The 15,003-nt window shown below is 38.7% G+C and carries 14 protein-coding genes and 1 pseudogene; 11 read left to right on the top strand and 4 right to left on the bottom strand.

Annotated elements, in window-relative coordinates; translation table 11 throughout:
* Positions 1-33: 33 nt before the first annotated feature.
* The gene (locus XYLOR_RS10990) at positions 34-1,542 is read right to left on the bottom strand and encodes a butyryl-CoA:acetate CoA transferase (RefSeq protein ID WP_036879480.1); all 1,509 of its coding nucleotides are present in this window, start codon (positions 1,540-1,542) and stop codon (positions 34-36) included.
* Positions 1,543-1,751: 209 nt separating this feature from the next.
* Between XYLOR_RS10990 and cysS the strand changes: the two genes are divergently transcribed.
* The gene (cysS, locus tag XYLOR_RS10985) at positions 1,752-3,242 is read left to right on the top strand and encodes a cysteine--tRNA ligase (RefSeq protein ID WP_036879478.1); all 1,491 of its coding nucleotides are present in this window, start codon (positions 1,752-1,754) and stop codon (positions 3,240-3,242) included.
* A gap of 74 nt (positions 3,243-3,316) precedes the next feature.
* Here the strand turns inward: cysS and XYLOR_RS10980 are convergent, their stop codons facing one another.
* Positions 3,317-4,345: a C1 family peptidase gene (locus XYLOR_RS10980; RefSeq protein WP_036879475.1), complete on the bottom strand. Its 1,029-nt coding sequence runs from the start codon at positions 4,343-4,345 to the stop codon at positions 3,317-3,319.
* Positions 4,346-4,439: 94 nt separating this feature from the next.
* On the opposite strand from XYLOR_RS10980, the gene XYLOR_RS10975 reads away from it, so the two are divergent.
* Complete coding sequence (locus tag XYLOR_RS10975) at positions 4,440-5,429, top strand: aminodeoxychorismate synthase component I (RefSeq protein WP_036879473.1); 990 nt, start codon at positions 4,440-4,442, stop codon at positions 5,427-5,429.
* The gene (locus tag XYLOR_RS10970; protein ID WP_036879470.1) at positions 5,413-5,988 is read left to right on the top strand and encodes an aminotransferase class IV family protein; all 576 of its coding nucleotides are present in this window, start codon (positions 5,413-5,415) and stop codon (positions 5,986-5,988) included. Before XYLOR_RS10975 ends, XYLOR_RS10970 begins: the two co-directional genes overlap by 17 nt.
* Before the next feature lie 92 nt (positions 5,989-6,080).
* On the opposite strand, the gene XYLOR_RS13465 is transcribed toward XYLOR_RS10970, so the two are convergent.
* Positions 6,081-6,674 (bottom strand): hypothetical protein, encoded by a 594-nt coding sequence (locus XYLOR_RS13465; RefSeq protein ID WP_154655726.1) that lies wholly within the window; start codon positions 6,672-6,674, stop codon positions 6,081-6,083.
* Between the two features lie 250 nt (positions 6,675-6,924).
* Here XYLOR_RS13465 and XYLOR_RS10960 point away from each other — a divergent pair, with 250 nt between their 5' ends.
* The 4 genes from XYLOR_RS10960 to XYLOR_RS10945 are packed head-to-tail and all read left to right on the top strand — an operon-like array spanning position 6,925 to position 9,624.
* Positions 6,925-8,193, top strand: a complete 1,269-nt coding sequence (locus XYLOR_RS10960; RefSeq protein ID WP_036879467.1) for a peptidase U32 family protein — start codon at positions 6,925-6,927, stop codon at positions 8,191-8,193.
* Complete coding sequence (locus XYLOR_RS10955) at positions 8,177-8,662, top strand: GNAT family N-acetyltransferase (protein ID WP_036879464.1); 486 nt, start codon at positions 8,177-8,179, stop codon at positions 8,660-8,662. Before XYLOR_RS10960 ends, XYLOR_RS10955 begins: the two co-directional genes overlap by 17 nt.
* 12 nt (positions 8,663-8,674) lie before the next feature.
* A complete protein-coding gene (locus XYLOR_RS10950; protein WP_036879461.1) occupies positions 8,675-9,097 on the top strand; it encodes a SufE family protein in 423 nt (140 codons plus the stop codon).
* The gene (locus XYLOR_RS10945) at positions 9,094-9,624 is read left to right on the top strand and encodes an RNA methyltransferase (protein WP_036879458.1); all 531 of its coding nucleotides are present in this window, start codon (positions 9,094-9,096) and stop codon (positions 9,622-9,624) included. Before XYLOR_RS10950 ends, XYLOR_RS10945 begins: the two co-directional genes overlap by 4 nt.
* Before the next feature lie 2 nt (positions 9,625-9,626).
* On the opposite strand, the gene XYLOR_RS10940 is transcribed toward XYLOR_RS10945, so the two are convergent.
* Complete coding sequence (locus XYLOR_RS10940) at positions 9,627-10,913, bottom strand: histidine-type phosphatase (protein WP_036879455.1); 1,287 nt, start codon at positions 10,911-10,913, stop codon at positions 9,627-9,629.
* Between the two features lie 1,033 nt (positions 10,914-11,946).
* Between XYLOR_RS10940 and XYLOR_RS10935 the strand changes: the two are divergent.
* The 4 genes and pseudogenes from XYLOR_RS10935 to XYLOR_RS10920 form a co-directional block, all read left to right on the top strand.
* A pseudogene (locus XYLOR_RS10935) lies at positions 11,947-12,138 on the top strand (hypothetical protein); the annotation flags it as partial.
* 11 nt (positions 12,139-12,149) lie between these two features.
* Positions 12,150-12,797, top strand: a complete 648-nt coding sequence (locus tag XYLOR_RS10930; RefSeq protein WP_036881042.1) for a hypothetical protein — start codon at positions 12,150-12,152, stop codon at positions 12,795-12,797.
* Positions 12,798-12,853: 56 nt separating this feature from the next.
* Entirely contained in the window at positions 12,854-14,344 is a 1,491-nt protein-coding gene (gene rpoN / locus XYLOR_RS10925; protein ID WP_036879449.1) for an RNA polymerase factor sigma-54, read from the top strand.
* A 23-nt stretch (positions 14,345-14,367) separates the two neighbouring features.
* On the top strand, positions 14,368-14,997 hold the full coding sequence (locus XYLOR_RS10920; protein ID WP_036879446.1) for a phosphatase PAP2 family protein: 630 nt from the start codon (positions 14,368-14,370) through the stop codon (positions 14,995-14,997).
* The last annotated feature ends 6 nt before the right edge of the window (positions 14,998-15,003 follow it).

The following is a 15,003-nucleotide window of genomic DNA, read 5'->3' as shown; positions in this document are numbered from 1 at the left end:
TACAAAGAGCGCCCATTCTATGTTATTATTTCTTTAGTATTTTATATATTCTGCGAAATCAGTAAGACGCATATCACCCTTACGTGCAAGTGAATCATGCATAGCAAATGCTGCTGGCAAATAATGATGAGTCTGACCGCCCTTTGCAATTTTAAGATAATCCCAAAGCAACTGCTTATAATCAGGATGCGCACAATTCTCTATTATCAATTGTGCTCGCTGCATAGGACTCTTACCTCTCAAATCTGCTACACCCTGCTCTGTAGCAATTATATTAACATCATGTTCTGAATGATCCTGATGACTTACCATAGGTACAATAGCACTAATCATTCCGCCCTTGGCTACTGAAGAACAAGTAAAGATACTGATGAAAGCATTACGTTCAAAATCACCACTACCACCAATACCGTTCATCATCTTAGTACCACAAATATGTGTTGAATTGGCATTACCATATATATCAACCTCAATAGCTGTATTGATAGCAATAACACCTAGTCGGCGTATAACCTCAGGTGAATTGGATATCTCGCTTTGGCGCAGCGTAAGATGATGTTTGAAGTAATCTATGTTATCATAAACCTGTTTCAGACATTCGTTAGTAACTGTAAGAGAACAAGCAGAAGCATTCTTTACACGACCATTAAGCATCATATCCACAACGCAGTCTTGCAATACTTCTGTATATATGTCGAAGTCTGGCACGTTCTTGTCCTGACCCAAAGCTCCAAGAATAGCATTAGCAGTACTTCCTACTCCACTCTGTAAAGGCAGAAATGAACGAGGGATTATTCCACGATGCATATCATTCAACAGAAATCCAGCTACGTTCATACCAATTTGTGTAGTTACAGGATCGGAATCCTTGAATGAACGCGCTTCATCTGGAATATCACATTCCACTACACCTACAATCTTCTTAGGGTCAATCTCAACATAAGGTTTACCAATACGGTCACCAACATGTAACAATGGAATAGCCTCACGGTAAGGAGGATCTAAAGGTTCATATACATCATGCAAATACTTTGCACCCTTGCTGTGGAATGAATTAAGTTCAAGAACAACATGTTTTGCCAGACGAGCTATAGTAGGACTGATACCACCAGCAGCAGTAAGATAGGCCTTGCACATATCAGGACCCTCTTCTATATCACATACTTCAAGGATAGCCCAGTCTACATCACCCATAAAGCCATAACGCAGTTCTTGCGCCATATGACTTAAATGCATATCATTATATGCTATCTCTCCAGCATTAACATGCTTACGGAAATCTCCATTAGTAGTATATGGGGCACGGAATTTTATCGCCTGAGCATTAGACAAGTCACCATCAGTACTCTGACCTGTAGAAGCTCCGGTAAATAATCCCACCTGAAATGGGCGTCCGCTCTCATGTTCTGCTATTGCTATTTTAGCAAGTTCTTTTGTCACTGCCTTAGCTGCACCGGCTGGTGTAAATCCACTAAGGCCTATATTCTCCCCGTTCTTTATCATTGCAGCAGCTTCAGCAGCTGTTATACGTGTATATGCCATTATTATACCTAGTTATAAATTCTTTTAAGTTTAAAATAGTGTGGCAAAGTTACATTAAATTGTAATGAAATCAAAATAAATCGTGTTGAAAATTAATAATTATAGTTTTTTTACGCAACTAAAATGTATAAAAAATAAGAAACTTCATTTTTTATTTTGTTCTGCCCTCTATTTGCACTATCTTTGCACCACCAAATAAAATGTTATTTATGGAACAGAATTTTTTTATCTACAACACTCTGAGTCGTAAAAAGGAACGTTTCGAACCTCTACATGCACCTAATGTAGGCATGTATGTATGTGGTCCTACAGTATATGGTGACCCACATTTGGGCCATGCCCGTCCAGCAATAACATTCGATGTTCTTTTCCGTTATCTTAAACATCTGGGATATAAGGTACGCTATGTACGCAATATCACAGATGTAGGTCATCTTGAGCATGATGCTGATGAGGGTGATGACAAAATAGAGAAGAAAGCTCGTCTGGAACAGTTGGAGCCAATGGAAATAGCTCAATACTATACTAATCGTTATCACGATGCGATGAATGCACTTAACGTGCTTCCACCAAGCATTGAGCCACATGCTACCGGTCATATAATTGAGCAGGAGAAATTGGTAGAACAGATTCTTGATAATGGATATGCTTATGTGAGCAACGGCAGCGTATACTTTGATATAGAAAAATATAATAAAGATCACCATTATGGCATACTGTCAGGTCGTAACCTTGACGATGTCATCAATAACAGCCGTGAATTAGGTGGTGTTGGTGAAAAGCATAATCAGGTAGACTTTGCATTATGGAAAAAAGCTCAACCTGAGCATATCATGCGCTGGCCTTCTCCATGGAGTGAAGGCTTCCCTGGATGGCACTGTGAATGTACCGCTATGGGACGTAAATACCTTGGCAATCATTTTGATATTCACGGAGGTGGCATGGACCTTGTATTCCCTCATCATGAGTGTGAAATAGCTCAGGCTGTAGCCAGTCAGGGTGACCAGATGGTACACTACTGGATGCACAACAATATGATTACCATCAACGGTCAGAAGATGGGTAAAAGTCTTGGCAACTTTATCACACTTGAGCAGTTCTTTACAGGCAATCATGCCTCTTTGGATAAAGCTTATTCTCCTATGACTATACGTTTCTTTATATTGTCTGCTCACTATCGTGGTACTGTTGATTTCTCTAACGAAGCTCTTATAGCTAGCGAGAAGGGACTTGACCGGCTACTTACCGGTATTACAGACATGAAACGGATTAATACTGAGAATGCAAGTGATGCTGAAGTTGCAAAGTTTGTTGCCGGACTTCCACAGCGTTGCTATGATGCTATGAATGATGATTTGCAGACTCCTATTGTGATAAGTTGTCTATTCGAAGCATGCCATCTTATCAATACCATCATAGACCACAAGGCTAAGATTAGTGTTGAAGACCTGCAGAAACTCAATGACACTATTAATCTTTTTGCTTTCGATCTCTTAGGTCTGAAAGAAGAAAAAGGCAATGATAATGATGCACGTGAAGATGCATACGGAAAGGTTGTCAATATGGTACTTGACCTTCGTGCCAAAGCAAAGTCTGATAAAGACTGGTCTACAAGCGATAAGATACGCGATGCGTTGAGCGAGGCCGGATTTGAAGTAAAAGATACCAAAGACGGTTGTACCTGGAGGCTTAATAAATAAATAAGTAATAAATATCTCTCCAAAATATGTGCGCCCCACAAGTTTTTTATAGCTTCGGGGCGCATCTTTTATATCTAGATATTTTTTACCAAGTATACCGCAATAGTCTTCAGGCGGAAGTAATTCTCAGACATATACATCAGACCTTTATAAGGATTATCAGTACCCCAAGAGTTTTTACAGATAAAGTAACGCTTACCGTATCTGTCATGCGCCAATCCAAGTATTTCCATACAATGGTCATCGGTAGTAAGGAATTTCTCAAAAGAATTCTGACGGTCTTTTTGGGTAACCACCTTGTTTTCATTCTGCAATCTGGCTACACCCGAAGCAAAAGAGAACCCAGGTTCGCTGGTATCGCCCTCCCAACATACACTATGATGATGCCGTAACGCTTTTATCACTGCATTCTCAAGACTGTCTAAAGGTATATTCATCTGCAGGTTCTGCTCCCAGTTATCTTGTACCTCCAAGGCAAACTGCTGATAGAATGGATGATGAGTATAACTAGTAAGAGCTACATATTCATCCTTTCCACAAACACTATGAGCAAACTCCAATGGTGTATATTCTGCACCAAGCATATAGACATGAAGAGGTGCCGGACCCAGCATGTCATCAAGATTGCTTTCTATTATACTCTCTGTATATTTCAATTCTGATTTTCGACCTATAGCATTATCAGCTATATATTTCAGTTTATTACAAAGCACTCCACTTCTGAATCCATCTTTATCCTGATAAGAATCATAAGGCATTGCTCCATAAGTTTCAATAGTGTTTATCAATGTCTGCCCCATTCCTCTCTCTGTAAACCAGATGTGCCCACCCGACAAATAATATCTGCGGAACTCATCTTTAAGCCTCATCCTCATTACGTAAGCGACCGACAGATTCACAGAGTCGCCACGCTCTATATGCTCACTTTCTATTGTAGCAAGCATCGCATAAGCCCAGCAATCGCTGCTGAAGCCCTGATTCTTCACAGGCGTATATCTGTTTATCGTCTCTACGGTGAATTTATCAGCATTATACTTTTTCTGTACGCAACCGGTAAACAATACAGTTGTACAAAATATCAAAAGACATATGTTCTTTTTCATAGATGCAAAAATACAAAAAATAACTATTATAACAAAGATGCTTTTGTTTTTTCAGAATTTTCTGAGTATTTTTGCAGTTTAATGCCAAAAATTAATGAGAGTATATAACAGAGAAGAGGCGATTTTCAGGATTAACAGTTTGTCTAAAGCAGGCAGAGCATGTATTTTTATTATCAATTATGACCAGACCATGTCGTACGTAGAAGAACTTTCTGATATTAACGACAATGAATGCAAATTTTACTTCAATGGGAATACCAATATGGTTAAGACCTGTTGTGGTGATAAGCATAAAGAAGAGCCAGAGTGGAACATTTTTCCAGAATCAACCACAGACTATAAGAGGAGTTTTGATATCGTACAGTCTAACATAAAAGAGGGGAACAGTTATCTGGCAAATCTTACATGCAGGATACCAATAAAGACAAATATTGGTTTAGAGACTATATTTAATCGTTCGGAAGCTCCTTACAAACTATGGATAAAGGATAAACTGGTATGTTTTTCGCCCGAAACTTTTGTGAAGATAAACAACCGAAAAATAAGTTCATTCCCCATGAAGGGAACTATTGATGCTACTATTGTAAACGCCGCAGAAGTTCTTATGAAAAATGAGAAAGAGGCAGCAGAGCATGCCACCATAGTAGATCTTATAAGAAATGACATCAGCATTGTAGCGACAGATGTAAAAGTAGACCGGTATCGGTATATAGAGAACATCAACACCAACAAAGGCGCCATACTCCAGACCAGTTCTGAGATAAGTGGCATCTTGCCAGACCATTATACAGATAATGTAGGTGACATCATTTTCTCGATGCTCCCTGCCGGTTCTATAACAGGAGCTCCAAAGAAAAAGACAGTAGACATAATATCTGAAGCAGAGAACTACAATCGTGGTTTCTATACAGGTATAATGGGCATTTATCAAAATGGATGCATCGACAGCGCCGTAATGATAAGGTTTATAGACCAGGAAAACGGTCAAATGTATTTCAAGGCCGGAGGAGGAATTACAGCCAAGAGCAAATGGATAGACGAATACAACGAAATAATACAAAAAGTATATGTGCCAATATTTTGAAACAATAAGAGTGACTGATGGTAGCATTAATAACATTGCATACCATAACAGACGTATGAATAATACACGTCAACATTTCTGGCCGGGATGTAAAATACTTTTGTTAGAAGATAAGTTGCCTGCCTGCAAAGGATTCACCGGTAAGGCAAAGATTTGTTATGACAAAGACGGTTTTACGTCATTCTCTCTTTCAGAATACAAGATGCGAAACGTACAATCCCTTCATATAGTAACAGCAGACGACATACGCTATTCATATAAGAGTACCGACCGCAGTTGTCTTGACAGATTATCAAAACAGAAGGGAGACGCCGACGAAATACTAATAGTTAGAAACGGACTGATAACCGACACTTCTTACACCAACGTGGTTCTGTATGACGGCACTGCATGGTACACGCCCAAGCATCCACTACTAAAAGGTACCATGCGCCAATATCTGATAGACCGTGGCATCATCTCCGAAAAAGACATAAGAGTGGAAGATCTAAATAGATACAAAGAGATACGTCTTATCAACGCCATGATTGACTTCGGTAAGATTTCGATTAAGTTATAATATAAAACTTCGCCTCCATATTATATCTAACATTCTACACACACAGTTCAAGCCGTTGATATAAGCCAAAGATACAGGTTCATAGAACGATTTTATTGATGATAGTTGCTCTGAAAATCTTTCAGTTCAGCATCTGTCATTTTCTCATAAATAGATACGCCATAAATTGCTTTGCCGGCACTTGTCACACCTAACGGTTCGATAACACAAAAACTAGCAATCTGTCCCATTGTCCATCCTACAATTTGCATATAAGAACTATCGTCGAACATTAGACTGGAATGAAGAAGACTTGTTGCTTCATCGTTGAAGGTGTATTTCTCTGTAACACATTTTTTTGTCATCGCTTCAGCATCAGAAGTATAATAACGAGTCACAGTTCTATCCAATCCGAAATAAAAGGAATGCGGACTGACACCATACATATTCCCATAGTATTCATTACTCATCCGCTTTCCGTCCTGACTGATTTCCCAAGTGGCATAGTGTTTCCATCCATGTCCTACGAGATTAGCTTTAAAATTTGCTTCGCCAATGGAGCCTGTTCCATAGCATCTACCCTGGGCATCAAAGTCATAATTACATCCATGGTTGTCAATAGTGTTTTCCCAAATAGACAACAAAGTCTCTACATCTTCACTGTTACAGGCTGTTAAACACATAAGAGGCAGAAAAATCAAAGACATCCGCTTTAAAAATTTAAGCATTTTATAATATTAATTTAAGTTTTACTTACAAAAGTACAAATAATATTGAGAGAATGACTATTTATTAGCTTTATTTTATTCCTTTAACATTAGTTATTCCTCGGCAATTTAAACTTATCTTTTTTGCAAATGATACCGTTTCTATCAACCACCTATATACAAGACATTTAGCGTCATTTTTTTTTATTTTATTCGCTTATTCCATAGATTTGCAGTAACTTTGCACCCAATGAAAGAAAAGATATCCGATTTTGAAATAATGGCACCCGTTGGCTCACGTGAAAGTCTTACAGCAGCTATTCAGGCGGGAGCAGACTCTATATACTTCGGTATAGAGAAACTTAATATGCGTGCTCACTCAGCTTCTACTTTTACTATAGAGGATCTGCGTGAAATTGCGGTTACTTGTAATCAAAATGGCATCAAGACATACCTTACGGTCAACACCATAATCTATGGTGAAGATATAACATTGATGCACGAAATAGTTGATGCGGCAAAAGAAGCCGGAATATCAGCTGTCATAGCAAGCGATGTGGCAGTGATGAGCTACTGCAATAAAATAGGTGAAGAGGTTCACCTGTCTACCCAGCTCAATATCTCAAATATTGAATCACTTAAGTTTTATGCACAGTTTGCCGATGTAGTTGTATTGGCCCGCGAACTGAATATGGACCAGGTGGCTGAGATATACCGTCAGGTATGCGAAGATAACGTATGCGGACCTTCAGGCAAACAGATCAGAATAGAGATGTTCTGTCACGGAGCCCTTTGTATGGCCATTAGCGGCAAATGCTATCTTAGCCTTAATACGATGGGACGTAGCGCCAACCGTGGTGAGTGCATGCAACTTTGTCGCCGTTCATATACAGTAACAGACACAGATACCGGCAACCAACTTGAGATTGACAACAAGTACATCATGAGTCCGAAAGACCTTAAGACAGTACGCTTTATCGATCGTATGATGAAGAGTGGCGTAAGAGTCTTCAAGATAGAAGGCCGTGCCCGTGGTCCTGAGTATGTGCATACTGTCATAACATGCTACAAAGAAGCTATCAAGAGTGTGCTTGAAGGCACTTTCACCGAAGAGAAAAAAGACGAATGGGATAAACGTCTGTCAGCAGTGTTCAACCGTGGTTTCTGGGATGGATATTATCAAGGTCAGACATTAGGTGAATGGAACAAACACTATGGCAGTTGTGCTACAGAGAGAAAAGTATATATAGGCAAAGGCATTAAATACTTCAATAAACTCGGAGTGGCCGAATTCGCGATTGAAGCAGGCGACTTCAGTGTTGGCGACAAACTACTTATTACAGGTCCTACCACAGGTGCGATGTACCTTAACGCAGAAGAAATACGTTACGATCTTAAACCGGTAGAGACAGCACATAAAGGACAACGCATTTCAATACCGGTACAATCTAAAGTTCGTCCTAGCGACAAACTCTATAAACTGGTGAAAACAGAATTTAATAATGATCAGGAAAGTTGAAACACAAGATGTCAAGGCTATAACCGACATCTATAATCAATATATAGCCGAAACCGATATAACATTTGAGACAGAGCAGTTGGACGAAAATACTATATCTAAACGGATTAACTCCATTTCAGTAATTTGTCCATACCTTGTTTATCTCGAAGATGACCGGTTGCTTGGCTATTGCTATGCACATCCATGGAAAGAAAGAGCAGCCTATTCCAAATCTTACGAGACAACTATTTATATCTCTCCTGAAAGTAAAGGAAAAGGTATAGGTACTAAACTGATGAAGCGTCTCCTTTCAGACTGCCGCCAGCATGGCATCCACGCACTTATCGCTTGCATCACAGCCGGCAATGAAGCCAGCATCCGCTTACACGAGAAATTGGGTTTCTGTAAAGTGTCACATTTCAGACAGGTCGGCATGAAGTTTGACAAATGGCTGGATGTAGTAGATTACGAATTGATATTAGAATAAAAAGACGAACATATGACAATAAACGAGGAACAAGATGAAATCATCGAAGAGTTTTCTGATTTCACAGAATGGATGGACAAGTATCAACTACTTATAGATCTTGGAAACGAAGAGAAGCCACTTGATCCAAAATACAAAACAGATAGCAACCTTATAGATGGCTGTCAGAGTCGCGTATGGCTCCAAGCGGATTATGTAGAAGGCAAAATACAATTCACAGCCGAGAGCGATGCCTTGATAGTAAAAGGCATTATCGCATTACTGATAAGAGTACTAAGCGGTCATACACCTAGCGAAATATTAACTTCCGATCTATATTTCATAGACAAAATAGGTCTGAAAGAACACCTGTCGCCTACCCGCAGCAACGGTCTACTGGCTATGATGAAACAGATGCGTATGTATGCGTTAGCATTCAAGACCAAAGAAGGATGAGAAAGCTGCGTACTATAGAAATGCACCGCATGTCGGTAGAGCAATTTAAGGAGTCGAACAAGATGCCGCTCATAGTTGTGCTCGATGATATACGCAGTTTGTATAACGTAGGCAGCGTCTTCCGTAGCTGTGATGCATTCCGTGTAGAAGCTATATATCTATGTGGCATAACAGCCTGTCCTCCTAACCCCGAAATACACAAGACAGCTTTAGGAGGAGAAGACAGTGTGGAATGGAAATACTTTGCTACCGCTGAAGAAGCCGTAAACGCTCTTCACAAAGACGACTTTACAGTATATTCGATAGAACAAGTAGAAGGCAGTACCAAGTTGCAGGATTTTTCGCCATTACAAGACAAAAAATACGCCATTATCTTCGGCAACGAAGTTAAAGGCGTACATCAGGAGGTTGTAGATATGAGCGATGGATGCTTGGAAATTCCGCAGTTCGGTACCAAGCATTCGCTCAATGTATCAGTTACTGCCGGAATCGTGGTTTGGGATTTCGCCAGCAAGATGATTCTTTGATTCTATTCTTTGTATGCTGCCAATTTAGCATTATACAAGTCTTTTACATCTTTCCAATGATAATAAGGTGCTATGTCTGTCTTTAAAGGCAGCTTCACCTCTTTTTCATTTAGAAGGACCTTTACCAAAACATCTTTATCCTTAACATTCTTACGATAGAAGATAAACTGTAAGTTAGATGCCATAGGCACAACATCATATAGTCTCCATCCTTTCAGGTCCACATCGTTAAGATCCTTAATCTGTTGGTCATAACCATTTATCCCCATTAGACAAACGAGCGGCATTACCATTGAGTCGTGGCCAAAACGGAGAGTGGCACCAGGTTTTGGTAAAGCTATACAACTGTCAGCTTCTTCTATTATATTACGCAACAGATAGCGTTGTGAATAAGGCATTTTAGCCTCTGTAAGTGGACATGCACCAAAATGGATATACCACCAGTTGTTCTCATAACGCCAATCGTCATACAGCTCACTGTCTGTGAATATATCATACAGCGAAATCTTGTTGCGCAATTCTGTATTTTGAAGTATCGTTGCTATTGAGAAAAGCTGATAATTCAACTTATCCATATTTACATTCTTATTTATATAGGCAGTATCATTAAACAGTCTTGTCATCAAAGGATAAGAATTTACATTCTCTTTTTTCCAAGCATTGTATGTGCTGTCTACAGCCTTCTCCTTACATAACTTATTCAAATTAGGGTCAGATAAGTTCATATAATACAAATCATGTGCACTTGCGTCATGTGTGATCTTAAGCTTTGGGTTCATTGTCAGCATCTGCTGTAACTCGTTCTCCATTGATAAAATACAGCGTATGACTACAGTACTTTTGGCTTCAATAACAGCGCTATCGGCAAAAACTTCAGGGAAATTTTGTACCATTCTTTTGGCTATTCCCTTATGTTGTTCAGCTCCCAATTTAGTAAGCTCTCCATATCTGTTAGCAGCCTCAGCATTTATCTTTTCAAGTTTACGCATTACCTCTTGACCCTTCACTGTAAGTTTGCCCTTAGCCTCAGCTTCGCGTAACACTGCAAGTGGTTCAGAATATTCTTCCTTACTGGTAAGATAGCGAGAACCATGGCGTCCATAATGACTTATATAAAAAGGATGTTCACCCTTAGGTGCAGGTGTCAATACCTTTTGTTGTGGCCCAGGATACGCATAATATGTGCTGCCTGCCAAATAATGATTGGCTATAATTTGTTGTTTAGCCTCTTGAGCTGATGCTGTAATAAACAAGCTCAATAATAATACTGAAAATATTGTTCTCTTCATAACTTAAAATTATATTTGATGCAAACTTAATCAAAATAATCGAAATAGAAGTCCTCACAGTATTAAAATTTGATGAAGAATTTTTCATCATATCTAAATTCTTTAAAGAAACCTTATAATTAAATATTTATGTATCAAGTCACATTTATTAAATAGAAAATTTGTTTTTATATTATTATATCCGTTGGCGAAACATATTTAACGGTCTGTATAGACTCCTGCGCAATCGGTCTTATTCACACTATTATGTTGAAACTTTATACAAATATAAATAAAATATTTAATATACAATGCGCTCATTTGATTTCACCAACAAATTATGATTAGATGATCATTAATTACAGCCTTTGAATATATTAGATATTGCCATAAAACTCTAATGTTTATTGAATAAAGTTAGTTTAGTTTTTCCTTCAGCAAGCACTTAATAGATTGACTATCAGTCCTTTCTGCTGGAGGCAACTTTTGAGAGTAGATTCTTTTGTTCCTATTGTCTGTGTCGTCCGAATCTAGATAGTTCTTCTTTAATTGGAAAAGAGTCTTTATTCTGAGAAACTTTTACTAGCAATGTTCTTATGTACTGTTTTAGGTCATTTTTGGAAAACATAAGTTAGTGGCTGACTATAAACATAACTTAAAACTTGTAAGACACATCCTGCAACATTCAAAACGCATAGATAATAAATCATAAAAGCTATGCTCTGATAACTTTCGACCAAGGTCAAACGATCGTGCGACATAGGTCGAAAGCTTGTAAAGTATTATTACAACAGTAAAAAAACAATGCTTTTATAACTTGAAAGGTATCCTATCATAAAAGATTAAGAGTAATTCGCAAGTAGATATATTAGTGTAAAATAAAGGCGACAATACACGTAAAATAAAGGGCGACAATATTCTCCCTGAAGTTGCCTTCAGCCGAAAGGACTGATAGTCAATCTATTAAGTGTTTGCTGAAGGAAAAACTAAACTAACTTTATTCAATAAACAACCCGTTGGCAAATTAAAAATATACTCATTTAATTCCGTCAATAGGTTAGAAACCGTATTTTTACAGTTATGCGACCAGTTTATGATTGTACGTAACTACGCAAAACAGACAAAGGGACCTTTTACTAGAATCGTTAGTAAAGTCTCCGCACTAAATATCCTTCAATATATCAACGAATTTATTCTTCTATTTTATTCGTTTATTACAGCTATTTTTATTAAATTTGCGCTATAAAAATGAATATTATGGCAAGAAATTCACAATGGTCTGACGAATATTGGTTGTTGATAATGCAACTATATCTACGAAAACCCGTAGGCGTAAAACCTCTTTATGACAAAAGAACCATAGAAACCAGTATTGAACTACACATTCAACCGGATGAAATATTCAGGAGGATGTGCTCTCTGGCCAATATGGATACACCAAGCGTGGAAAGACTATGGGAGAAATATGGTAACAATCCAAACAAACTGCAGCGTGAGGTAAAACTGCTTAGAAAAATGAATGGATTCAGTAATGCTGAGACATTCTATAAGGATGTGGAAATAAAGGAGACGTTCGAAAAAGACTTCAAGCCGCTTGACGAACAGCCGGAACTGCAACCGGTAATGCTGATAATGATTCTTGATTTATACTTCAGGCTTACGCCAATAACCATGGTACCAGAAACACCTGAAATAATAGAACTGGGCAAGTTGATGAATATAAAACCGTCGGTGATAGCAGAAGTAATGGATGTTCTACAATATTGCGACCCGTATCTGAACCGTGAAGACTTCATTATCAACCCTTTACTTATTGAATGCCAGAAAATATGGAACAGGTTCGGTAATATGGAGCCTGAAAAATTGGAAGCTTTCGCTAATCAATTGAAAGATTACTTCAAATAAATGCTCTGATATAGATTATTTTTTCTACTTTTGCAGTAGATTTCAAGTATCATAAAATGGCGCAAGGTCTTATACAAACACAGGCGCAGCAACAGGCGCAACTACAAAAGTTATCTCCGCAACAATTGTTGCAGGTGAAGTTGCTCGAACTGCCTGTAAACGAACTGGAACAACGTATCAATATCGAGATGGATGACAACCCTGCCCTTGAAATCAAAGGTATGGCAGACGATGATAATGATGTGCTGAAAGAACATTCAGATAATGATGACTTCGAAGACTATGCTAACAGCGTAGAACAAGAAGAGAGACAGTCGGCTCTGAACGAGGCTCTGGAAAATATGGGCAAAGACGATGAGATGCCTGTATATAACGGAGGAAGCAGTGAGCATGGAGATTTCAACGAGATTGTGTTCGGAGAGTATACTTCGTTCTATGATGAACTGAAAGAACAGGTAGGTGAACATGAACTGAGCGATAAGCAACGTAATATAATTGAGTATCTTATTGGATCACTCGATGACGACGGACTGATACGCAAGAATATTAGCGATATAAGCGATGAACTGGCTTTCAACTATAATATTGACGCTTCTGAAAAAGAAATAGAAAATATGCTTATTGTATTGCAATCGTTTGACCCTGCAGGCATTGGGGCTCGCTCTCTACAAGAGTGCTTGCTGCTACAGATAGAGCGCAAGGCTGACTCTAAGGCAAAGGAATTAATGAATAAGGTAATAAGCAAATATTTTGAAGAATTCACCAAAAACCGATGGGATAAGATAAAGCAACACCTCAACACTACTGACTTACAGACCAAGGCTCTTGCCACAGAACTTAAGAAACTGAATCCTAAACCCGGTAATTCGCTAAGTGAAACTTTAGGCAGAAGCATGCAACAGATTACGCCCGACTTTATAGTAGATTCGAGTGAGGATGGCAGTATATCGTTCTGCCTCAACGATGGCAATGTTCCAGAACTGCACGTATCACAGTCGTTTGCCGACTCCATGGAAGAATTTCAGACCAACAAACAGAATATGAGCAGGCAGATGAAAGAGGCTCTGCTATATACTAAAAAAAAGATTGATGCCGCACAGACATTCATAGAGGCTATAAACCAACGCAAACAGACGTTGTATACTACGATGAAGTCTATAATACAAATGCAGCACAAATTCTTCGAAGACGGCGATGAAGGATCTCTAAAACCGATGATACTTAAGGATATCGCTGACAGGACAGGTATGGACATTTCTACAATATCCAGGGTAAGCAACAGTAAGTATGTACAGACCAGATGGGGTACGTACCCGCTAAAGTTCTTCTTTAATGACAGTTATACGACCGAGAACGGTGATGAACTGTCTACAAGACAGATCAAGCTGGCTCTACAGGAGATTGTAAACAATGAAGATAAAAACAACCCAATGAGTGATGATGTCTTAAAAGATAAATTGAAAGAGAAAGGTTTCCCAATAGCAAGGCGCACGGTGTCAAAATACCGTGAACAACTGGGCATACCTATAGCAAGATTAAGAAAATAATTGTTAGTAAATACAAAGTTAAAATGACTCCAAAAGAAAGAGAGAGAAAAATTATTCTGACAGCAAGGGTGATGAGTATGGTTTTCACACCATTTTATCTTCCCATACTGGGACTAGTAGCTTTGTTTTTTCTTAGCTATCTTAGTCTGCTGCCTTGGTCATACAAGGTTTTTGTGCTCGCAATGGTATATCTATTTACCATTCTGCTGCCTACATTCCTGATACACATTTATCGTAAATATCAAGGATGGTCTCTTCTGGAGATGGGAATAAAAGAACGCCGTATGATACCATATATCATATCCATCTTATGTTACTTTACATGTTATTATCTTATGAACGTTATGAGGATTCCACGCTTTATGGGCAACATCCTGGTAGCTGCATTGATAATACAGATGGCATGTGCACTGATTAATGTATGGTGGAAGATATCTACACATACAGCCGCAATAGGCGGAGTGGCGGGGGCATTGATAGCTTTCTCGTACATCTTCGAATTCAATCCCATATGGTGGTTGTGTCTGGTGCTGTTCCTTGCAGGAATGGTTGGAACCAGCAGGATGATATTAAGACAGCATTCATTGTCACAGGTGCTAACAGGGTTCTTCATCGGACTGTTTAGTGCATTTATTGTTCTAATGTTCGCATAATCAAAC

The organism is Xylanibacter oryzae DSM 17970, assembly GCF_000585355.1.
GTDB classification, from domain to species: Bacteria; Bacteroidota; Bacteroidia; order Bacteroidales; family Bacteroidaceae; genus Prevotella; species Prevotella oryzae.
This window is presented reverse-complemented; position numbering and strand designations above follow the sequence as displayed.

Bases quoted from the DNA above. Each gene is read 5' to 3' on its own strand.
- XYLOR_RS10990 (WP_036879480.1), bottom strand. From the start codon at position 1,542: ATGGCATATACACGTATAACAGCTGCTGAAGCTGCTGCAATGATAAAG.
- cysS (WP_036879478.1), top strand. From the start codon at position 1,752: ATGGAACAGAATTTTTTTATCTACAACACTCTGAGTCGTAAAAAGGAA.
- XYLOR_RS10980 (WP_036879475.1), bottom strand. From the start codon at position 4,345: ATGAAAAAGAACATATGTCTTTTGATATTTTGTACAACTGTATTGTTT.
- XYLOR_RS10975 (WP_036879473.1), top strand. From the start codon at position 4,440: ATGAGAGTATATAACAGAGAAGAGGCGATTTTCAGGATTAACAGTTTG.
- XYLOR_RS10970 (WP_036879470.1), top strand. From the start codon at position 5,413: ATGTGCCAATATTTTGAAACAATAAGAGTGACTGATGGTAGCATTAAT.
- XYLOR_RS13465 (WP_154655726.1), bottom strand. From the start codon at position 6,674: ATGTCTTTGATTTTTCTGCCTCTTATGTGTTTAACAGCCTGTAACAGT.
- XYLOR_RS10960 (WP_036879467.1), top strand. From the start codon at position 6,925: ATGAAAGAAAAGATATCCGATTTTGAAATAATGGCACCCGTTGGCTCA.
- XYLOR_RS10955 (WP_036879464.1), top strand. From the start codon at position 8,177: ATGATCAGGAAAGTTGAAACACAAGATGTCAAGGCTATAACCGACATC.
- XYLOR_RS10950 (WP_036879461.1), top strand. From the start codon at position 8,675: ATGACAATAAACGAGGAACAAGATGAAATCATCGAAGAGTTTTCTGAT.
- XYLOR_RS10945 (WP_036879458.1), top strand. From the start codon at position 9,094: ATGAGAAAGCTGCGTACTATAGAAATGCACCGCATGTCGGTAGAGCAA.
- XYLOR_RS10940 (WP_036879455.1), bottom strand. From the start codon at position 10,913: ATGAAGAGAACAATATTTTCAGTATTATTATTGAGCTTGTTTATTACA.
- XYLOR_RS10930 (WP_036881042.1), top strand. From the start codon at position 12,150: ATGGCAAGAAATTCACAATGGTCTGACGAATATTGGTTGTTGATAATG.
- rpoN (WP_036879449.1), top strand. From the start codon at position 12,854: ATGGCGCAAGGTCTTATACAAACACAGGCGCAGCAACAGGCGCAACTA.
- XYLOR_RS10920 (WP_036879446.1), top strand. From the start codon at position 14,368: ATGACTCCAAAAGAAAGAGAGAGAAAAATTATTCTGACAGCAAGGGTG.